Origin of the sequence: Microvirga soli (assembly GCF_016734765.1) — a bacterium.
Lineage (GTDB): Bacteria > Pseudomonadota > Alphaproteobacteria > Rhizobiales > Beijerinckiaceae > Microvirga > Microvirga soli.
In genome coordinates this window covers 226,050-247,758 of sequence record NZ_JAERQE010000003.1, presented here as the reverse complement: position 1 = coordinate 247,758, position 21,709 = coordinate 226,050, and the positions used below count along the sequence as shown (strand labels likewise).

Genomic DNA, 21,709 nt, shown 5'->3' with positions numbered 1-21,709 from the left:
TTTTATTAGCTTCAGTCGACTTACCGTCCCCGCAACCACGCCAAAGGCACCGTCACCAGTTCAGGAATCAGGATCAACAGGACAAGCACGATCAGCTGGGCGATCAGAAACGGGTTGACGCCTCGGATCACAGCTCCCATCGGCACGCGGGCAACGCCGCTCACGACGTTGAGCACAATTCCGACGGGAGGTGTGATCAGTCCGATTGCATTGTTGATGATAAACAGGACGCCGAAATAAACAGGGTCAATACCGGCCTGCTTGACGATCGGCATGAGAACCGGAGTCAGGATCAGGACGGTGGGGGAGAAGTCCAGTGCCGTTCCGACGATGACGACAAGGAACATCAGGGCAAACATGAGCAGGGTCTTGTTGCCCATCAAAGGCTCGATAAGCCCGCTGATCTCACCGGGAATGTTGGCTTGAGTAATCAGCCACGCGGAGACCAAGGCGGCTGCCACGAGGAACATCACCACGGCGGTCGTTTTGGCGGCCGTGAGGAACACTCCATACAGCATCGAGGGCTTGAGCTCGCGATAGACGAACATACCGATCAGAAGAGCATAAACCGCAGCGAGAACGGCCGCCTCTGTCGGTGTCACGATGCCCCACTTGATGCCACCCAGGATCATGACCGGCATTAGGAGCGCATAAAAGCCGTCGACGAAAGCTTTGCCGCGCTCTCGCATGGTGGTGCGCGGGAACGTTTGCATCTTGTCCCGTCGGCTGACGATGGCCCAAGCTGCGACGAGAGAGATACCCATCATCAGGCCAGGCACGACGCCTGCGAGAAATAGCTGCGAGATCGATACGTTGGCTGCAACGCCGAAGATGATGAACCCGATAGAAGGTGGGATTACCGGAGCGATGATGCCGCCTGCTGCGATGAGCCCCGCGGCCCGCGGGATATCGTACCCTGCATTGCGCATCATCGGGATCAAAATAGCCGCCAGAGCTGCCGTATCCGCCGCAGCGGAACCGGACAGAGCGGCGAGGATCAGAGCCGCCACGATGGCAACATAGCCGAGGCCGCCGTGGATATGCCCTAAACACGCCAGGGCGAAGTTGACGATGCGCTTCGACAGCCCTCCGACATTCATCAGCTCTCCGGCCAGGAGAAAGAACGGGACAGCCAGGAGCTGGAAATTGTCCGCTCCGATGATCATGTTCTGAGCGACGATCTGGCTGTCGAAGTTGCCAAGCCAGAGCATGAGAGCCAGCGCGCAGACGATGAGCGCGAAGGCTATCGGCATTCCCAGGGCCATGGCGCCCAGAAGAGACGTGAGGAATACGACAATCGTCACTCGAGGTGCCCTCTCAGATCATTCGCTTCATCGTCACTGTAGTCCCCCGCGAAGGCTCGGAGTTCCTGATCGCTCAGGCGGCCTGTGAGAACCCGCAGGATGCGGAGCGCAGCCATGAGCCCCAGCCCGATGCTCGCGAAGAAGCCGACGCCATAAACCCAGAGCATCGAAATCTCTGTAATCGGAGCATAATTGGTGGCGTTGATCTCAGCCTGCTGCCAAGTCCCCCAGAAGAAGACGACACAGCAACCGATCACGAAAAGGTCCGACAATATCATGCAGAGCTTGCGCCCCTGATCGCCTAACCGGGACACAAGGGTCTCCACGCCAAGGTGGGCGTTCTGCCGCCCGACCACGACGGCGCCAATGAATGTCAGCCAGACGAAGAAATAGCGGGAAAGCTCTTCGGATACGTCGATCCCCGTGTCGAAGAGGTAACGCAGGACGACATTGCCGAAAACCATGACGACCATGGCGGCGAGCAGGAGGACCAAGAGTCCCTCCAGACCCTTGAAGAAGTATGATACAGCCCTGTCCACCGTTACTCCCTGCCTCCGGTTCCTGCCCACATTATTCTGTCCGCCTCCGGCGCCTGTTCAAGGTCGCGCAAGGGCAAAGTTTCACTGATCTAAGGCCCAGCGTTGCAGAGTGTCAATTCGGTGTGGAACAGACTTGGAGCGCCGAATACTGGAGTATGTGCGAACTTCAGGGAAGCGTTCCATTGTTTCAAATTATACTTATGACTACGAAGACGCGCCTCCATTTCAGTGGAAATCACCGCTGTTCTCCAAGATCCAGCCACCTACCGTAAGTGTTGTCCTGTGGTGCTGTTTATGCCCAGATGGAGCGCAGACGTAGCGAGAGCACAATGAAGATCACCGGTGTCGAGACAATCCGCCTGCAGGAATTTGCCAACATCATCTGGGTCCGCCTGCACACCGATGAAGGCCTCATCGGCCTGGGTGAAACCTTCATGGGCGCCGCGGCGGTGGAAGCCTATATTCATGAGACAGTCGCGGCCAAGCTGATCGGGCGCGATCCGCTTCAGATCGAGGCTGTCAACCGAGACCTTCAGAACTATCTCGGCTGGAGATCGGCCGGGGTGGAAACACGGGGCAATTCAGCTGTCGACATCGCCCTATGGGACCTGTTCGGCAAGGTTCATGGCCGGCCTATCTGCGACATGCTGGGAGGGCGCTCCCGGGACCGGATTCGAGTCTATAACACCTGCGCCGGATACAGGTATATCCGTGACAGCCGGGCGCAGAAGGTTGCCAATTGGGGTGTCGGCAGCGCCGCGGGAGCATACGAGGACCTGGAGGCATTCCTGCATAAGGCCGACGATCTGGCGCATTCGTTGCTGGAGCAGGGCATCACCGGCATGAAGATCTGGCCGTTCGATGTCGCTGCCGAACGCAGCCACGGTTATGACATATCCCCTGCCGAACTGAAGACGGCCCTTGAGCCCTTCGCCAAGATCCGCAAGGCTGTCGGCGACAAGATGGATATCATGGTCGAGTTCCACTCCCTGTGGAGCCTGCCCATGGCCAAGAAACTTGCCGCCGCTCTCACCGAGTTCGACACCTACTGGCATGAGGACCCGTTTCGTCTCGACAATATCGGGGATCTCAAGGAGTATGCCCGGCACTCGAAGGCATGGGTCTGCGCATCCGAAACGCTTTCCTACACGCACGCTTTCCGGGAATATCTCGAAACCGGCGTCGCGGGCGTCGTCATGCTCGATCTGTCCTGGTGCGGTGGCCTTACCGAGGCGCGCAAGATTGCCGCCCTCGCCGAAGCATGGCATGTGCCTGTTGCACCGCATGACTGCACAGGGCCGGTGGTTTACGCGGCCTCCTGCCACTTCTCCCTGCATGCGAGGAATGCGCTGATCCAGGAAAGCGTCCGGGCGTTCTACACCGGTTGGTATACCGAGCTTGTGACGGAACTGCCGACCGTTACCAACGGAGAAGTCACAGTCAACATGAAGCCGGGCTTAGGCCTGGAATTGCTGCCGGACCTCTGCAGCCGGCCGGATGCAATCGTCAGACTATCCGAGGGCTCATAGTCAAGACGTGACCGCCCAGTTGAAGATATGGAATGCCATGAGCGAATTGATTGATGCCCTGAAAGCTGCCCTTGGATCTCAGGTCAAGACAGGATCTGATATCCCTTTACGCAACCATGCCGATGCCAGCGGGCTTTCGCCTACACTTCCCAAAGCTCTGGTTCTGCCGCAGACGACACAGGATGTCGCCACCGCGCTGCGAATCTGCCATGCGCATGGTCATCCAGTCGTCACCCAGGGGGGCCTGACAGGATTGGCAGGCGGTGCGCACCCTCAGGCAGGAGAAATCGCCCTCTCCCTTGAGCGCATGAACGGCATCGAAGAGATTGATGCAGCGAGTGCAACGCTCACGGCGCTAGCCGGCACACCGCTCGCCGCTGTGCAACAGGCCGCCGATGAAGCAGGCTATCTATGCGGGATCGATCTCGGTGCGCGAGGCACCTGCACCATCGGGGGCAATGCCGCCACCAATGCCGGCGGCAACCAGGTGCTGCGCTACGGCATGGCCCGCCGCAACATCCTTGGGCTCGAAGTCGTTCTCGTGGATGGCACGGTTATCCGTTCGCTCAACAAGATGCTGAAGAACAACGCCGGTTATGACTGGACGCAATTATTCATCGGGAGTGAAGGAACGCTCGGCATCATCACACGGGTTGTGATCGGACTGCACCCGAAGCCCCAGGGCCTTCAAACCGCTCTCTGCGCCGTCGAGAGCTTTGAAGATGGCCTGCTCGTGCTGCGTCAATTCCAGCAGGTGCATCCGGGGCGCCTGCTCGTGTTCGAGGCCATGTGGCGGGAGTTCATGACCGTCGCCACCCAGGTCTGCGGCCTCCCGAACGCCTTCGAGGCCGGGCATGATCTCACGTTGCTGATCGAAGCAGATATGGGAGAAGATCCGGCGGGAACAGAAGCGTTCTCACTCGTCCTGAGCGACTTCTATGAGCAGGGCCTGATTAAAGACGCGTTGGTCGCACAATCGCGCACCGACCGGAACAGGTTCTGGGCCTACCGGGAAACGCCTTATGAATACGGACGCTTCTTGCCCGAGGAGATCCGCTTCGATGTCAGCGTTCCGCTCGACCGGATGACGGAGGCGGTCGCGCATTTGCGCGAGGAGATGCCCAAGCGCTGGCCAGAGGCAATCTGGGTTGTCTTCGGCCATGTTGCAGATAGCAATATCCATATCAACGTGGCCATCCGGGATATGAATAACGAGACCAAGAAGGGCGTTCAAGGGCTTGTGTATGAACTCGTCTCACGCCTCGGCGGCTCGGTGTCGGCCGAGCATGGCATCGGGCGCATCAAGCGGCCTTACCTCTCGCTGAGCCGGTCCGAACCTGAACTCGCCCTGATGGCCAAGATGAAGCATACCCTTGACCCTGCCGGCATTCTCAATCCTGGCCGGGTGCTTTGATGGTACGCAGCGGCCAAGGCGAATGACAATGAATGTTGCAGGACTTTTCGATCTCTCCGGACGTGTCGCTCTGGTGACAGGATCGAGCGCCGGGATCGGCTTCGCCCTCGCCCAAGGATTGGGAAGAGCCGGAGCGAAGGTCGTTCTCAACGGCCGCGAGCGCGGCAAGCTCGCATTTGCGGCGGAAAAGCTCCGAGAGGAAGGCCTCTCGGTGCATGACATAGCTTTCGATGTCACCGTCAGCGGCGCCGTCAGGCCTGCCATCGCGCGGATCGAGAATGAGATTGGCCCTATCGATATCCTGATCAACAATGCTGGCATGCAGTTTCGCGCGCCCCTTGAAGATTATCCGGAAGACGCCTGGCATGCCTTGATGAAGACGAATGTCGACAGCGTTTTTCATGTTGGCCAAGCCGTTGCAAAGTGCATGATCCCGCGTGGTCGAGGAAAGATCGTCAACATCTGTTCGGTCCAGAGCGAGCTCGGTCGCCCTTCCATTGCTCCCTATGCGGCTACGAAGGGAGCGGTGAAGATGCTCACCAAAGGCATGGCTATTGATTGGGGAAAGCACGGACTTCAGGTCAATGGGCTTGGTCCTGGATACTTTAAGACGGAGCTCAATCGCGCGCTCGTAGAAGATAAGGCATTCTCCGACTGGCTGACCGGCCGCACTCCCTCACGTCGCTGGGGCGAGCTGGAGGACCTCGTCGGAGCTGCAATCTTCCTTGCCTCGGACGCATCGAATTTTGTGAATGGGCAGATCATCTATGTCGATGGAGGAGTGACAGCATCGCTGTGAAGCATCTTAGGTAAGATGGGTTACTTCAGCGTTCTGAATACCTTCTCATCGCTGAAGCCAATGTCGGTCAGGCAAAACCCGCCATTAACTTTTTGGCCATAAGAGAATGGTCATTGGCGGTTGCATTCCTGTTGCAGGATCGATAGCAACTGCCCTGTGATTTGCCAGACAAGCTACTTGGGAGGATTTGATGGCCCACGGAGCGTACTGCGTTGTGTTCAAGCATAATCGCTGGACGGTTTCACATTCTGGGAGAGATCTGGGATCGTTCTATTTTCGAGCCAAGGCTCTGAAGTTCGCAGTCGAGTCGGCATGCTGGTCGGCGCTGTCGAACAGCCCAACTGTATTTGTCCTTGACCGCACCGGTGACTTCTACACGGCATGGCAGGGTGACAGGGACACGCTCACTGCAGCAACATAAATCTTGTCAGATGCCGCAGCGTCAGCAAGCGATCAGGCTACAGCGGCAGCCTGAAGCACAGGAGTATTCTCCAACTCAACAGTCTCCGGCAGCTTCATCAAAGCTTGAATCTTCTCTGCCAGATCGGTCGCGCGATAAGGCTTGTAGAGCAGATTGAGATCGCTCAGCGTCTCTTCCCCATCGAAATAGCCAGTCGTCAGCAGAACCTGAATATCGGGATGCTCACTTTGGATGAGGCGGGCAAGGTCGACGCCACTCAGTTCCCCAGGCATTCGCACATCGGAAAGAACGAGAGATATGTCTCTTTTCTTCTTCAGCATCCGGGCAGCTTCGTCGCCATTTTCGGCTTCCTGGACCGTGAAGCCGAGCGACCGGAGCGTTGATGTAGCGACCTGCCGGACCGCAGGATTGTCCTCGACCACCAATACGGCTCGCCCGTCCCCGAAAGGGGCGGCAATGCGTGCGTGGCTCTGAGACACGTCCTCGGCGACCTCAAGAGAACGCGGGAGGAAAATGCGGATCGTTGTTCCGACGTTCTGTTCGCTTTCTACCTCAACCCGACCGTGACATTGCTGGACGAATCCATAGACCATGCTGAGGCCGAGGCCTGTGCCCTTGCCACTTTCCTTCGTAGTGAAGAACGGCTCGAAAACCTTCTCAAGCACTTCAGGCGACATTCCGATGCCGGTATCCTGGACGGCAATCGTTACATAGTCGCCGCTTGGAAGCGGCTTTCCTTCTTCGACAACCTGGTTTGCGACTGTGATCGTCAGATCGCCACCGTTCGGCATGGCGTCGCGGGCATTCACAGCAAGGTTCAGGAGGGCCGCCTCGAATTGAGCCTTATCAACCTGAATCGGCCAGATGCTCTCATCCGATTGCACGCTGGCATGAATGTTTTCACCAAGAGTCCTGCGCATAAGCTCCAACAGGCTCGGCATCAGGCTCGTCACATCGATGGTCGATACCTGCAACGCCTGACGGCGGGAGAACGTAAGGAGTCTGTAGGTGAGATCTGCGCAATGCTGCGCGCTCTCCATGGCCATTCGAACCCGCCGCTCCGCCTTCTCATTGCCCTGAACGGATTTCTTGAGAAGGTCGAGATTGCCGATGACGACGCTCAGCATGTTGTTGAAGTCGTGAGCGATGCCACCCGTAAGGCGGCCAACAGCTTCGAGCTTGCTGGCATGAAGCAGGTTCTGCTCCATCTGCTTGCGCTCGCTGATGTCGAACCACATTCCGAAGAACTCGCGTGGGCGACCGTCGTCATCGCGCATGAGAACAGTCTGATCGAGAAAATATCGCTCAACGCCGTCCGAGCAAAGCCAGCGATATTCAAGGCTGACAGCCCCCTCTTCCTCCAAGCGCTTAAGTTCGTTCAAGACCCTAACTCGGTCCTCGTCGTTGATCCGGGAAGACCAGAAGTCTGAACGTTCGAGGAAAGCCTCCGGCCGGAAGCCAGTGATCCGCTCGATGCTTTCGTTGGTGAAATGAAGCTGCCGGTGGTCTTCCTGGACGGAAGCCGTGTAGAGCGCAATCGGCAGCGACTGCAGAACGATGGCCTGATGCTCCTCGCGCCGCCGCAAGGCCTGCTCGGCCTTCAGCTTCTCGCTGCGGACCCGCAGATTATCCATGAGCAGATGCCGCTCCTGCTCAGCCTGACGACGGATCTCCTCCGTCTTGCGGTAGAGATCGACGAAGATATCCACCTTCGACTTGAGGATCAGGGGCTCGATAGGTTTGAAGACATAGTCGACCGCGCCTGCCGAGTATCCCTTGAAAACATGCATATCGTCTTTGTTGAAGGCCGTCAGGAACAGGATGGGCACACGCGATGACCGGGGCCTGTTCCGGATGAGGCTTGCAACCTCGTATCCATCCATGCGGGGCATCTGCACATCGAGAAGGATAGCGGCGAAATCGCTCTGAAGAACTTGACGCAAGGCGGCCTCGCCCGAGTCGGCGGTGACGATCTCCACTCCGGGAGATCGCAACACCTCTTCGACGGCAATCAGGTTCCTGGGGTCGTCATCGACCACCAGGATCTTGGCCAGGATAGGATCCGCCAAGGGGCGGGCCGAGACCAGATGAAACTCATCCGCCCCGAGGCCCGCATCTACCCGCCCAGCGTCTTCGATCATGAATTCAACCCGACCCCTGCCGTGCCATTGGGAGCAGTCTTCCCCTCAGGGATATAGGTGCTCCGGCTCAGTTGGACGCGCAGGACGGCGAGAAGCTGATCGATATCCACAGGTTTCGACACATAATCCGTCGCGCCTGCTTCGATACATTTCTCACGATCACCCTTCATCGCCTTGGCGGTTACAGCGACAAGCGGCAGATCACGGTATTGCGGGATGTTCCGGATCTCTCGCATGGTCTCGTAGCCGTCCATTTCCGGCATCATGATGTCGACCAGAGCAACATCGATATCCGGATTGGCCTGAAGCTTCTCAATGCCTTCAAGGCCGTTCTCCGCGAAGATGACAGACAAACCATGTTGCTCGAGCGCACTCGTCAGCGAGAAGATATTGCGCATGTCATCATCGATGATGAGCACCTTACGGCCATCGAGCGACCCATCGGCGCGATGTTCGACAATGATGTGCTTATCCTCCGGAATGGCGCTAATCGCCCGGTGGAGGAACAACGCCGTATCGTTGAGAAGCCGCTCGGACGAGCCCTCACCCTTGACGACAATCGTCGCGGCGATGTTTTGCAATCGACGCTCCTCGTCCCTGGTGAGATCCTGCCCTGTGTAGATGACGATGGGCAGTTCCTCACCGCCATTGGTCCTGCGAATGCGCTCGATCAATTCGGCTCCAGGCAGGTCTGGCAGGCCGAGGTCCACGATGGCACAATCGAAGGGACGCACCTGGATGACCTCCAGAGCACCTTCGGCCGTTCCCACTGCGGTGACATCGACTTGCTCGCTCTTCATGAGCTCAGACAAGCTCATACGCTGATTGTCATCGTCCTCGACGAGGAGAAGCTTCTTCACCGGGCGATCGATAAACTCCTTAGTGCGGTTGAGCGCCCCCATGAGAGCCTCGCGGTCAACAGGCTTCTCAAGGAAGCCGAACGCGCCAGCCTTGAGGCCGCGCTTCTTCTGATCGTCGACCGAAATCACATGAATGGGAACGTGTCTCGTCCTCGCGTCGTGTTTGAGAAGATCAAGCAGCGCCCATCCGTCCATATCCGGCAAGCCGATATCGAGAGTGATCGCATGCGGCTTGTAGCGGTGGGCCAAGGCAAGCGCCGAAGCGCCATCCATGGCGATAAGCCCCTTGAAGCCTTCTTCACGCGCGAGTTCCAGCAGAACCGACGCGAACATCGCATCATCCTCGATGATGAGAACGATGCGGTCGCCCACCGTAATCGCGTGGCGATCATCGAGGGACGCCGAGAGCGCCATAGCGGCGGAAGGCTGCCGGATCATCGTTCCGGAGGTATCATCGGAAGATGTATAGGGCCCAGTTCCGTCCCCATTTGGGCGTGCTGCGGATGTTATGCCGAGCGGTCCGTGACTTGCAGGGGGCTCCACGGGGACGAAGATTGTAAAGGTGGATCCGCTCCCTGGCGTGCTCGACACCACGATCTCGCCGCCGAGGAGCCGCGCGATTTCGCGGCTGATCGACAGGCCAAGACCTGTCCCGCCATACTTCCGGCTCGTGGTGCCGTCCGCCTGCTGGAACGCTTCGAAGATGATCCGCTGCTTGTCTTCCGGAATGCCGATGCCGGTATCCGTCACCGACATGGCAATCCATTGGCTTCCGGCGCGTAACGGCGAGCCTTCGGCGGAGCCGATCTGAAGCGTCACGCCTCCACGTTCCGTGAACTTGAAGGCATTCGACAACAGGTTCCGCAGCACCTGCTGGAGACGCTTCGAGTCCGTCCTGATGGCCAGCGGGAGCTTCGGGTCGACCTCGACCCGGAAGTCGAGCTTTCTCTCCTCCGCGACCTGCCGGAAGGTCCGATCCATGTTCTCGACGAGATCCTTGAAGGCAACATTGGAAACCTCAAGGCTGACCGTTCCAGATTCGATCTTGGACAGGTCCAGAATGTCGTTGATGAGCGATAGGAGGTCGGAACCGGCCGCGTGGATCGTCTTGGCGAACTCCTTCTGCTTGTCCGTGAGGTTGCCTTCGGAGTTTTCAGTCAGAAGCTTCGAAAGGATCAGAAGCGAGTTGAGAGGCGTCCTCAACTCATGGCTCATATTGGCCAGGAACTGCGACTTGTAGCGTGAGGTCAGGGAGAGCTGCTCAGCCTTCTCCTCAAGCGCGGTCTTGGCAATGGAGACCTCCTGGTTCTTTGTCTCCACTTCCCTCTTCTGAATTTCGAGCAGGCGCGCCTTGTCCTCAAGCTCCTCGTTGGTCTTCTGGAGCACGTCCTGCTGTTGCCGCAGGAGTTCCTCGGATTGGCGCAGCGTAGCTGCCTGCTGCTCCAGACGGTCGTTGGTGTTTCGCAGTTCCTCCTGCTGGCTCTGAAGCTCGGTGGTCAGAAGCTGAGACTGCTTCAGGAGACCTTCCGTGCGCATGTTGGCCGCGATCGTGTTGAGAACGATACCGATCGACTCCGTCAGCTGATCCAGGAACGACTGATGAGTTTCGGAGAAGCGGTTGAACGAGGCGAGCTCGATGACCGCCTTCACCTCCTGCTCGAACAGGACCGGGAGCACGATGATGTTGAGCGGCGCGGCTTCGCCAAGCGCGGAACCGATCTTGATGTAATCGTTCGGCGCGTTGGTGAGCAGAATGCGCTTCTTCTCGTAAGCGACTTGGCCGACGAGACCTTCCCGCAGGCGGAAGCGGTTTCCAAGATGCTTCCTTTCGGTGAAGGCGTAGGAGGCAACGAGTTCCAGTGCCGGCTCGTCACCTCGATTCTCGACAGTGTAGAAGACGCCCTGCTGCGCGTTCACGAGCGGCGCAATCTCCGACAGGATCATGTTTGAGACTGTGGCAAGATCGCGTTCACCCTGCAGCATGCGGGTAAACTTGGCGAGGTTGGTCTTCAGCCAATCCTGCTCCGCATTCTTGAGCGTCGTATCGCGCAAGTTGCGGATCATCTCGTTGATGTTGTCCTTGAGCGCGGCAAGCTCGCCGAGGGCTTCCGCGGTGATCGACCGGGTCAGGTCGCCGCGCGTCACGGCCGTGGCGACCTCCGCGATGGCTCGCACCTGGTTGGTCAGGTTGGCGGCGAGCTGGTTCACGTTGTCGGTCAGATCGCGCCAGAGACCCGATACGCCTTCCACGCGAGCCTGGCCGCCGAGCTTGCCTTCCGTGCCAACTTCCTTGGCCACGCGGGTCACTTCCGAGGCGAAGGAGTTGAGCTGATCCACCATGGTGTTGATGGTGTTCTTCAGCTCCAGCATCTCGCCTTTGACGTCGACGGTGATCTTCTTGGAGAGGTTACCGTTCGCCACCGCCGTGGTCACATCGGCAATGTTACGCACCTGACCTGTCAGGTTCGCCGCCATCATGTTCACGTTGTCCGTGAGGTCCTTCCAGGTGCCGCCGACACCGCGGACCTGCGCTTGACCGCCTAGCTTGCCTTCCGTGCCCACTTCGCGGGCGACGCGGGTCACTTCGGATGCGAAGGAGTTGAGCTGGTCCACCATGGTGTTGATGGTGTTCTTCAGCTCCAGCATCTCACCCTTGACGTCGACGGTGATCTTCTTCGACAGGTCGCCGTTCGCCACCGCGGTCGTCACATCGGCGATGTTTCGCACCTGACCCGTCAGGTTCGCCGCCATCATGTTCACGTTGTCGGTGAGATCCTTCCAGGTGCCGGCGACGCCCTTCACTTGGGCTTGGCCGCCGAGTTTACCCTCGGATCCCACCTCGCGGGCCACGCGCGTCACTTCCGAGGCAAAGGAGTTGAGCTGGTCCACCATGGTATTGATGGTCGATTTCAGCTCCAGCATCTCGCCTTCGACCACGACCGTGATCTTCTTCGACAGGTCACCTGTCGCAACGGCGGTCACGACCTCGGCGATGCCGCGCACCTGACCGGTGAGGTTGGCGGCCATGAGGTTCACGTTGTCAGTAAGGCCTTTCCAGACGCCGCCGACGCCCTTCACCTGCGCCTGGCCGCCGAGTTTACCCTCGGACCCCACTTCCTTCGCCACGCGGGTCACTTCGGATGCGAAGGAGTTCAGCTGATCCACCATGGTGTTGATGGTGTTCTTCAACTCCAACAACTCGCCGCGCACATCGACCGTGATCTTCTTGGAGAGGTCGCCGTTCGCCACCGCAGTCGTCACATCGGCAATGTTACGCACCTGACCGGTGAGGTTCGCCGCCATCATGTTCACGTTATCGGTGAGGCCCTTCCAGACGCCGCCGACGCCTTCCACTCGGGCCTGACCGCCGAGCTTGCCTTCCGTACCCACCTCTTTTGCGACACGCGTCACCTCGGAGGCAAACGAGTTCAGCTGATCCACCATGGTGTTGATGGTGTTCTTCAGCTCCAACAACTCGCCGCGCACATCGACGGTGATCTTCTTGGAGAGGTCACCATTCGCCACTGCGGTCGTCACATCGGCAATGTTTCGCACCTGACCTGTCAGGTTCGCCGCCATCATGTTCACGTTGTCGGTGAGGTCTTTCCACGTGCCACCGACACCCTTCACCTGCGCCTGGCCACCAAGCTTGCCTTCAGTGCCTACCTCGCGCGCCACGCGGGTCACCTCGGACGCAAACGAGTTCAGCTGATCCACCATGGTGTTGATGGTGTTCTTCAGCTCCAGCATCTCACCTTTGACGTCGACAGTGATCTTCTTGGAGAGATCGCCGTTCGCCACAGCAGTGGTCACATCAGCGATATTCCGCACCTGGCCAGTGAGGTTCGCCGCCATCATGTTCACATTATCAGTGAGATCGCGCCATAGACCGGCGGCGCCAGGCACGAGGGCCTGGCCGCCGAGTTTTCCTTCGATACCCACCTCGCGCGCCACGTTCGTCACCTGATCGGCGAAGGTGGCGAGCGTATCGATCATGCCGTTGATGGTGTCCGCCAGCGCTGCGATTTCGCCCTTGGCATCCACGGTCAGCTTCCGTGTGAGATTGCCGACGGCGACGGCGGTCACGACCTCGGCGATACCACGCACCTGACCGGTGAGGTTCGCCGCCATCATGTTCACGTTGTCGGTCAGGTCCTTCCAGGTGCCACCGACACCCTTCACCTGTGCCTGTCCGCCGAGCTTACCTTCGGTGCCCACTTCCTTCGCCACGCGGGTCACTTCGGACGCGAAGGAGTTGAGCTGGTCCACCATGGTGTTGATGGTGTTCTTCAGCTCCAGCATCTCACCCTTGACGTCGACGGTGATCTTCTTCGACAGGTTACCATTCGCCACCGCGGTGGTGACTTCCGCGATATTCCGCACCTGACCTGTCAGGTTCGCCGCCATCATGTTCACGTTGTCGGTGAGATCCTTCCAGGTGCCGGCGACACCCTTCACCTGTGCCTGACCGCCGAGCTTACCCTCGGTGCCCACTTCCTTGGCCACGCGGGTCACTTCGGACGCGAAGGAGCTCAGCTGGCCCACCATGGTGTTGACCACCTTGCCGATGCGCAGGAACTCGCCGCGCAGGGGCCGGCCTTCAATCTCAAGCTGCATGCTCTGGCTCAGATCGCCCTTGGCGACCGCGCCGATCACGCGGGCAACCTCGGTCGTCGGCTGGACGAGATCGCCGATCATGGAATTTACAGAGTCGATGCACTCACTCCAGCAGCCGCTCGCAGCAGAGAGCCGCCCGCGCTCGCCGATCCGCCCTTCCTTGCCGACCACCTTGGCCACCCGGTCCAGTTCCTGGGCGAGCCCTTTGTTCAGGTCGGCGATGTCGTTGAAGGCCTCGGCAATTTCGCCGTCGATCCCCGTCAGATCGGAGGGCAAGCGCGCGGAGAAGTCGCCTCTCCGGAATGCGCGCAGAGTTTTGAGCAGCAGCTTGGGATCAAGCTGCGAAATGGCGGTTTCGACTTGTGACATAAGGCCCCCCGTTACGCTGTTCCAGGCTTACTCGCGCCTGGATCCCCATGTGCCGACGTCCCAAAAGCTACTTTGTTCGTCTTCGGATGGAATTCGACCCTGCGTAACGCTTTTCAAGGGATCAAAGTTCCCTAAAAACCGAAATATTTTTCAGCCGTGAGGCACTGAAGCAATGTTCAGGCAGAAACGGCTTCAGAAACTTCGGCTGCCTCTCGGGACCCATTGCTCTGGGCCATGGGTTGCGCTCACATGGTGGCTGCCGCTCCGGAATATTGGCGCGGTCAACGACACTAAACCCTAGGGAGCTGCCATGTCACCCTCTTCCTGTTCCACACGCCGGCGCATGCTTGGCCTTCTGCTGGGAGCCGGAGCCTGTCTGGCCTCAGCAGCCGCCCTGGCTCAGCCCGCAACCTATCCGACACGACCCGTCCGCGTCATCGTGCCTTTTACACCGGGCGGCACGACGGACATCTTCGCTCGCCTCGTCGGTGAAAAGCTGTCCCAATCCCTCGGGCAGCAATTCGTCATCGAAAACCGCGGCGGCGCTGGTGGCAATATCGGGGCGGATGCAGTCGCGAAGGCAGAGCCGGATGGCTACATGCTGGTGATGGGCACGGTGGGCACGCACGCCATCAATCCGAGCCTCTATGCCAAGATGCCCTATGACGCGCTCACCGATTTCGCACCTGTTGCCTATGTGGCCGGTGTGCCGAACCTGATGGTGGTGAGCCCCAAAAAGGTGAAGGCCACCACCGTGCAGGAGTTCATCGCCGAGGCGAAGGCGACTCCCGGCAAGTTCACCATGGCCTCATCCGGCAACGGCACCTCGATCCATCTTTCGGGCGAGCTCTTCAAGCAGATGACCGGCATCGAGATGCCCCACGTTCCCTATCGCGGCAGCGGACCGGCGGTAAACGACCTGATCGGCGGACAGGTGGACGTGATGTTCGACAATCTCCCCTCCTCCATCGAGCATGTGCGCGGCGGGAACCTTCGAGCGCTGGCGGTCACCTCGTCGAAGCGTTCCCCGGCCCTTCCCGATAAGCCAACGCTTGCGGAAGCGGGCCTTCCTCAATTCGAGGCCACGAGCTGGTTCGCGCTGTTTGCCCCAAAGGGCACGCCGCCGGAGATCACGAACAAGCTGAACCAGGAAGTCCGCAAGGCTCTTGAGACACCGGAACTGCAGAAGCGCTTTACCGATCTCGGCGGCGAGATCCAGCCCATGAGCCCGGATGAACTCATGGCCTATGTCAGGGCCGAGCACGAGAAATGGGCGAAGGTGGTCAAGGCCTCGGGCGCGAAGGTCGACTGATACTAGCGAGACGGGGCTGCTTCGGCAGTCCCGGCCGGCGCGATTGAGCCGCTAGTATTCCATTTCGAACCCGAGCCCAACCGAACTGCCGCCCTCGGCATTCACCTCGCCCTGGGCCTTAAGGCGTCGCGTCAGGTCGATATCCACCGTGACGCCGCTTTCCTCGGGCCGTGCACCAGCTCGCACGCCCACGCGCACGTTGTCGCTGATGTAACGGGAGACACCGACCCCCGGCCCACCGCCAGCACCGACCGTGATGTCGAGGCTGTCGACACCGAGCGAACGGCGCAGGCGCTCGAACGCATCGTTGCCGGATCCGCCGGAGAGCTGCGCCACAGCCTGCGCGAGTTGCAACGCCTGCCCGGCCGAGAGCCCTCCAGACGGCTTCTGGAACAGGACGCGGGAGAGCACTTCGTCCTGCGGCAGATCGGGACTGGAGCTGAACGAGAACTCAGGGCTCGACGCCGGACCCGTTACCCCGATGCGCGCCGTAACGTCCCCGGCCTGAGTCTCGGCCAGGAAATCGAGTGACGGCGTGAGATCGCCCGTGAAATCCAGGCGGCCCCGCACAAGATCGATCCTCTGCCCGAGAAGATCGAAGCGTCCGCGGCGCAGCTCGAAAGCACCGATGGCGACAGGATCCTGGGTCGTGCCCTGAAGCCGAAGATCGCCGCCGAGTTCCGCATTCAATCCCCTGCCTCGCACGAAGATGCGGTTCTGCGCCGTCAGCACGAGATCGAGCTCGGCTCGGAAGGGCGTTCCTCTGGAAGAAGCGGCTTGCCGCCGCTGAGCCAGGGCAAGCCGCGCCGCGGCCGTTGGCGTCGGCCGCACATGCTTCGTTCCGGGCAATGGCCGCAAGGTCGTCGGCAGGCGGTCGGGCACCGAGACATTCATCGTAATGATGTTGATGCGTCCCGCTGCGCGCGGCCGGCTGGTCAGGGGTCCGGAGAGGGTCAGGTCCAGATCGGCGCTCGCCTCGATGGTTTCATTGGATACGAGCTGAGCCCTGTTGCCCGTGATCCTGATCTCGCCGGGAAAGCCTGCCGCCGGATCGATGGTCACCTGCCCCCGAGCGGCAAGAGAGCCGCCGTTCGGCGTCTGCGCCGTCAAGCTCTCGATGACGAGCACCTGTCCGCGCGCAGAAAGCCGCCCGGTAATGCCATTCAGCTGGATCCCCTGCAGCGCATCGGAGAAGCTGCCGTTGGCAAGGGTGACATTCCCCTGAACGCGGGGATCGGAGATCGTTCCTGCAATGGAGAGATCCAGGTTGGCTGCACCGGTAAGGCGCTGGCCGGAGGCCGAGAGGAACGTGTTCGCGACAGCAAGGTCGGTGCGGCCCGAAATCCTGAGCGCAATCTCATCGGTCGGCTCGATCGGGACGCTGCCGGACACCTGGAAGGTACCTGCGCGTCCGGCAGCAACCCGCGCATCGATACCGAGGCGTTGATCGGCCAATCGGCCCTGGGCTTCGATGCCAAGCGGTGGCAGGCCGGCCTGCCGTGTCTGCGCGGTCGCAAGGCCGGCTAGGGTGAGCCGATAGGTTCCGCTCGGATTGCTCGTGGTTCCCGTCACTGCGGCAGTGCCGTTGACAGTGCCCGCCAAGCCGAGATTCGGCACAAAGATCTCAGCCGTCTGGAGCGGAAGATTGCGGATATCGACATTCAGATCGAGCCTGTCGCCGATGGTGCCGGACAGGGCAACGCGTCCCTGATCCGCCGCGATCACGACATTGGACAGGGTCACAGCGCCGTCCCGTAGCGCAATGGTGGCCGGCTGAGCCAATGCCAAGCGCCTGCCGCCGCGGCGCGCGTTGAAGGAGGCCAATTCGATCCGCGTCGCATCACCCGGCACCACGCGCCCCTGCGCGTCGAGATTGAACCCCTGCCCCGTCGCCGACGCGGTAAAGCGGGAGGCATCGGGTGTGCCCTCGGCGATCAGACGCACGTCGCGATAGGTCTGACCGCCAGCACTCACCGAAGCTGCAGTGACTGAGCCGTCGATCATGGGTCGACGGTAGAGATCCTGAACCAAGAGCCGCGTGTCGAAATCCCGCACGGCTATATCGGCAGCCGAGAAGCGCGCGCCACGGGCGGTGACCTGTACGTCCTGTCCGCCACCGCGTACGCCGAGGGTGACGACCGCATCGAGCGCCCCATCGAGCTTTGTGAGCACAAGCGGGGAGAGATCGTCGAAATTGCTGCCGGCCAGGGAAATTTCACCCTGCGCTAGCTGATCGGCACCCAGACGAAGATTTCCGTTGAGAGCAACTGAGCCGATGTCGATGTCGAGCCGGTCAAGCAGCCAGCCACCCTCCGGTGGTTTCGCCAGATGGAGGGAGCCCGTAGCCGGCTTGTCGGCAACCCGTCCGTCCAGGGTGAGAGCCGCGTCGAGTGCGCCCGTCACATCGCGAGCGTTGATATTCAGAGCAAGGCGCGGGATGGAGCGGCCGAGGGCGCGAACATCGGTGAGCGTCGCGGTGCCGTTCACATCCGGTTGTTCGAGGGAACCTGTCAGACGCGCCGCAAGAGTGGCCCGTCCGGCGGTGACACGCTCGTCCACATGCCTCAACTCATCGATGGTGACGTCAAGCCCCAGATCGGCAGCCGATTGCGTCGCCTGTCCGTCCAAACGTGCGTCGAGATGGGCTCCGTCGATGCGGAAGTCATTGAAGGCAAATCCATTCGGAATGCGGCGCAGCGTGCCTGCGGCAGTGACCGAGCGACCCAAGAGGCCGTCGATGGCTGGCGTTCCGGTCGAAAGCTCGCGAAGCCGCGCATCGACAACGGCTGCCATGTCATAGCGCCGCGGATTGCCGGTCAGCCGAGCGTTGAGGTCGGCCGAGCCCCGCAGCGTGCGCCCGGCGATGCCGGAGAACGGCGCCAGCGCCGGAATGCTCGCATCGAGTGTGCCATCGAGGACGGCCGGTCCAACGCGTCCGGTGAAGCTCGCCCGTGCAGTAGATGTTTCAATGCGTGCGGTTTCGACACTGGCGATACCTTCCAGATCGAAGGAGCCACGGGAGGTCACCGTGAGGGTTGGCCCAATCGCCCGCGCCAGCGCCTGATCGGCGGGGCGGATCCCGCTGGCATTGGCGTCGATGGCGAAGGAGAAGCGATCCGGAGGAGAGACGCCGTCCACCGGGTTCATGGTCACGCGGGCATTCAGCGTATCGAGGGAGCCTTCCGGCAGCCGGACCTCCGCAGCATCCAAGGTGCCGTTGACACGCGGGGCTGTCAGCGGGCCTTGCACGGTGCCGTCGAAGTTGAGCCGGGCAATCTCCGCCACGCCGGCGCGCGTTTTGCTGCCATCCGTCGGCAGAGCGCGTGCGTTGAGCCGGATATCGAGAACCTGACCGGAACTGACGGTCCCATTCATGTCGAAGCGGGCGACATTGGAGGTGATCTGTATCGGCTGGAAGCGGATACCTCCGTCATCGGCGACATTCACATTGCCGACGAGCTGCGTGGTGCCGCTGAACACTGGGGCTGCCGGCGCCGGCAGAAGCCCTTCGATGCGGGCTGCAAGATCGACGTTCAAGTCATAAGCGGCGTTCGTGCGCCGCACCGTTGTCGTGCCCGCAGCTCCGATCGTCGGACCGGCGGTGAAATCAAGCCGCGCCGCGAAGTCACTCAAGGGCCCCTGCCCCGCAACCTTCAGGTCGACAGGTGGCAGGCCGGGAAGCTCCAGAAGACGGGCAGCAATGCCCCCGGCAGGCTCCTGGTGCGTGAGATTGAGCGAGAGGCGGTTGGTCTGCGGCACGTAATTGAGATCGATCGACAATTGGCCTGGAGCGTCGAGGCGCTGGGCCGCGAAAGTCAGATCGAGCCCTTCCGAGGGGTTGCCGATCTGTGCCGAGCCTGCCGCCGAAAGACGTGCCTGCGTGCCCAGCACCGGCTCGCCCAGCACGAGCTCCTGCAGGGCAAAGCGGTCGACGATGACCCGGACCGGCAGCTCGGGCAGGATCGGCTCGTCTGAAACCGCCGCATCCTCTTCGGCGGGCAACGGCCGGCGCTGAAGCTGGAGGCGGCCGATAGTGAGCTCATCGACCTGGAGTTGCCCGCGCAGGAGCGCCGTCCGGCTCCAGACCAGGTTGGCGCGGTCTAGGCTGAGCCACACACCGTCTCGATCCGCGATGCGCACGTCGCGGATAACGGCATTGGAGGAGAGCGCGCCTTCGACGCTGCCGATGCTGACTCGCGTGGTTGGCGTGGAGAGGAGACGTGAAATCAGGCTGGCCAGAACGCCCTGATCACTCTGCGCCTGGCTTGGGCGTGAGACGAGGAACCATGAAGCGACCAGCGCAACAGCGACGAAGAGCATCAAAAGGGCAAGGGAGCGGATTGGCTTGTTCATCAGAAGGCCTGCCCGATTCCAACATAGATAGCATAAGTAGGATCGCCTTGTTCCCGATTGACCGGGATCGCGACATCCAGGCGGATGGGGCCGATGCCCGTGTAGTATCGAAGGCCCAGGCCGGCGCCAATGCGGATGCGCTCGTCGAAGTCCGGATAGCTCGACTCGAAGGCGGTGCCTGCATCGACGAAGGGCACGATACCAATTGTGTCGGTGATCTTGATCCGGGCCTCGAGGGACGCCTCAAGCAGGCTGCGCCCCCCCACGGGCTCGCCCTGGAATGTCGGACCCAGGGTCCTGTAGGTATATCCGCGCACGGAGCCGCCGCCGCCCGCGAAGAAGCGCCGATTGGCCGGGATCTCGTCGAGATCCGCCCCGACGATGGAGCCGAGGCCGATGCGCCCGGCCAGCACATAGCGGGATTCCTCGTCCAGCGAGTAATAGGCCGACGCCGTGCCCCGCGCGACGGTGATCGGGACCGACGATCCGAGAAACTCCGGGTAAGGCGTCACCGAGGCAATCAGCCTGATGCCTTCCGTGGGATTGAGCGGATTGTCGGTGGAGTCATAGCTGAGGGAGAGCGGCAATCCGACCAGCGTGTAGTCGATCTGTCCGAGCACGTCGGAGGTCTGCCCCCGCTCGTATTCGATGCCGCCCTGGATCGAGAACGTCTCGCTGAAGCGGTGGCGGATGGCTGCCGTGCCGTTGACGAGGCGGCTGGTATATCCCTCCGTGCGATCCCTCTCCACGAGAGCATCGACGAGCAGGTCATTGCGGGTGCCCCAAAGAGCCGGCTTCAGGAAGCTCGCGCGGAAACGGCCGCCGAGATCGCTCCAGTCGAAATCCTGATCCCGATCCGGCTGGCCACCGTCCTCGGTCAGGTAGAAGAGGTTGCCTTCGAACCTCAGCCGCTCGGCGCCGCCGAACAGGTTGCGGTGCGCCCAATAGGCTCTGAGAGCCGGTCCATCCGTGGTCGAATATTGAGCCGATGCCCCGATGATCCGCGGCGGGCGCTCGGTGAGTTCCACGAAGAGCGGCAGGTTTCCATAGACATCGAGGACCTCGGCCTCCCGGATGCGGACGGAGGACAGTGCTTCGATCTGAGAGATCGACTTGCGCATGGAGGCGAGTTCTGCGGGCGAGTAGGGATCGCCCGGTTCGGTGTAGATGAAGGAGCGAACAACGGCGGGATCGACGCCCTCGGCTCCCTGGATCGTGATGGGGCCGATGCCTGCGCGAGGGCCTGGATTGACCGCAAGGCTCACATCCATCACTTGCGCCGGGTGGAACACCACGGGCTCACGCCGCTCGACCTTGGCGAAGGGTCGGGACTCGGCGCGGAAGTGATCGACAATGCGCGCTTCGGCCGCCAGGATATCGGCGGAGCGCGCGGGATCGCCCGGCTTGATCTGCACGGTCCTCGGCGGAAGCTCGCCAGAGGGGAAAGGCCGCCCGGTTCTTGCATCCAGGACCGAGACATCCCGAAGGGCGAATTGAGGCCCGGGATCCGCAATGATCTGAACGGGCACGAGGGCTCGTGCGCGATATCCCGCCACCGCGCGCGCAGCAGCCTCGGGGCGCGGCGATTGAAGCATCAGCGGGACACCCGCGACATTGATCGCAACGCGGGAATTGTAGTATCCCGCTCCCCAGAGCGCATCGATCAGGCGCGGCAGATCGGCCTGTGCCCGAGCGACCAGGGCTGCGGCATCCGGCGGAGGATCCGACTGGAGACTCTGCAGGGTCGACGCATCCTTCAGCGTCTGCTCAAGATTTTTCGTGTCGCTGCCGATGACGTAGTCGAGCGAATACGGCAGGGCATCCGAGCTGGGAGGGGGCGGATCGTCACTCCCGCCAAACCAGCCGAAGAGATCGAACGCGCCGGCATGATGAGCCGGCAATCCACTGAACAGTACGCCTACCAGGAAGAGAAACGCTGTCCTTCGTATGGTGCTCAACCACAGCACGTGAGGCACTCTCTCCCTGATGCAGGATCAACTCTTGGGCATAAAACACAGACCTGGTGACTTGAGGAGCCGTGTTCCAATCTG

10 protein-coding genes are annotated in these 21,709 nt (G+C 60.9%); 4 read left to right on the top strand and 6 right to left on the bottom strand.

All coding sequences use genetic code 11. The features are described 5' to 3' along the window. Positions 1-20: 20 nt before the first annotated feature. Together JKL45_RS04870 and JKL45_RS04865 are read right to left on the bottom strand one after the other, a co-directional pair. A complete protein-coding gene (locus JKL45_RS04870; RefSeq protein WP_201859987.1) occupies positions 21-1,304 on the bottom strand; it encodes a TRAP transporter large permease subunit in 1,284 nt (427 codons plus the stop codon). Continuing rightward, positions 1,301-1,843 (bottom strand): TRAP transporter small permease, encoded by a 543-nt coding sequence (locus JKL45_RS04865; RefSeq protein WP_201859986.1) that lies wholly within the window; start codon positions 1,841-1,843, stop codon positions 1,301-1,303. The genes JKL45_RS04870 and JKL45_RS04865 overlap by 4 nt, the downstream gene beginning before the upstream one ends. A gap of 329 nt (positions 1,844-2,172) precedes the next feature. Here JKL45_RS04865 and JKL45_RS04860 point away from each other — a divergent pair, with 329 nt between their 5' ends. From JKL45_RS04860 to JKL45_RS04850, 3 genes are read left to right on the top strand one after another with little or no spacing between them, the layout of a single operon-like run. After that, on the top strand, positions 2,173-3,372 hold the full coding sequence (locus tag JKL45_RS04860; protein WP_201859985.1) for a mandelate racemase/muconate lactonizing enzyme family protein: 1,200 nt from the start codon (positions 2,173-2,175) through the stop codon (positions 3,370-3,372). A gap of 37 nt (positions 3,373-3,409) precedes the next feature. Next, positions 3,410-4,786 carry an FAD-binding oxidoreductase gene (locus JKL45_RS04855; protein ID WP_201859984.1) on the top strand — a complete coding sequence of 459 codons (1,377 nt, stop codon included), beginning with the start codon at positions 3,410-3,412 and terminating at the stop codon, positions 4,784-4,786. A gap of 28 nt (positions 4,787-4,814) precedes the next feature. Continuing rightward, complete coding sequence (locus JKL45_RS04850; RefSeq protein WP_201859983.1) at positions 4,815-5,585, top strand: SDR family oxidoreductase; 771 nt, start codon at positions 4,815-4,817, stop codon at positions 5,583-5,585. A 453-nt stretch (positions 5,586-6,038) separates the two neighbouring features. On the opposite strand, the gene JKL45_RS04845 is transcribed toward JKL45_RS04850, so the two are convergent. Then, on the bottom strand, positions 6,039-8,147 hold the full coding sequence (locus tag JKL45_RS04845) for a PAS domain-containing hybrid sensor histidine kinase/response regulator (protein ID WP_201859982.1): 2,109 nt from the start codon (positions 8,145-8,147) through the stop codon (positions 6,039-6,041). After that, positions 8,144-13,993 carry a HAMP domain-containing protein gene (locus tag JKL45_RS04840; protein ID WP_201859981.1) on the bottom strand — a complete coding sequence of 1,950 codons (5,850 nt, stop codon included), beginning with the start codon at positions 13,991-13,993 and terminating at the stop codon, positions 8,144-8,146. The genes JKL45_RS04845 and JKL45_RS04840 overlap by 4 nt, the downstream gene beginning before the upstream one ends. 310 nt (positions 13,994-14,303) lie before the next feature. Between JKL45_RS04840 and JKL45_RS04835 the strand changes: the two genes are divergently transcribed. Then, positions 14,304-15,305, top strand: coding sequence for a Bug family tripartite tricarboxylate transporter substrate binding protein (locus tag JKL45_RS04835; RefSeq protein ID WP_201859980.1), 1,002 nt, complete (start codon positions 14,304-14,306; stop codon positions 15,303-15,305). A gap of 51 nt (positions 15,306-15,356) precedes the next feature. Here JKL45_RS04835 and JKL45_RS04830 read toward each other — a convergent pair whose 3' ends face one another. Beyond that, a complete protein-coding gene (locus JKL45_RS04830) occupies positions 15,357-19,658 on the bottom strand; it encodes a translocation/assembly module TamB domain-containing protein (protein WP_201859979.1) in 4,302 nt (1,433 codons plus the stop codon). Next, the gene (locus tag JKL45_RS04825) at positions 19,658-21,625 is read right to left on the bottom strand and encodes an autotransporter assembly complex protein TamA (RefSeq protein ID WP_312896905.1); all 1,968 of its coding nucleotides are present in this window, start codon (positions 21,623-21,625) and stop codon (positions 19,658-19,660) included. Before JKL45_RS04825 ends, JKL45_RS04830 begins: the two co-directional genes overlap by 1 nt. Positions 21,626-21,709 lie beyond the last annotated feature (84 nt).

What these genes read in the sequence shown, in the direction of transcription:
- JKL45_RS04830 (WP_201859979.1), bottom strand. Translation starts at nt 19,658, where the DNA reads ATGAACAAGCCAATCCGCTCCCTTGCCCTTTTGATGCTCTTCGTCGCT.
- JKL45_RS04860 (WP_201859985.1), top strand. Translation starts at nt 2,173, where the DNA reads ATGAAGATCACCGGTGTCGAGACAATCCGCCTGCAGGAATTTGCCAAC.
- JKL45_RS04835 (WP_201859980.1), top strand. Translation starts at nt 14,304, where the DNA reads ATGTCACCCTCTTCCTGTTCCACACGCCGGCGCATGCTTGGCCTTCTG.
- JKL45_RS04845 (WP_201859982.1), bottom strand. Translation starts at nt 8,147, where the DNA reads ATGATCGAAGACGCTGGGCGGGTAGATGCGGGCCTCGGGGCGGATGAG.
- JKL45_RS04850 (WP_201859983.1), top strand. Translation starts at nt 4,815, where the DNA reads ATGAATGTTGCAGGACTTTTCGATCTCTCCGGACGTGTCGCTCTGGTG.
- JKL45_RS04855 (WP_201859984.1), top strand. Translation starts at nt 3,410, where the DNA reads ATGAGCGAATTGATTGATGCCCTGAAAGCTGCCCTTGGATCTCAGGTC.
- JKL45_RS04840 (WP_201859981.1), bottom strand. Translation starts at nt 13,993, where the DNA reads ATGTCACAAGTCGAAACCGCCATTTCGCAGCTTGATCCCAAGCTGCTG.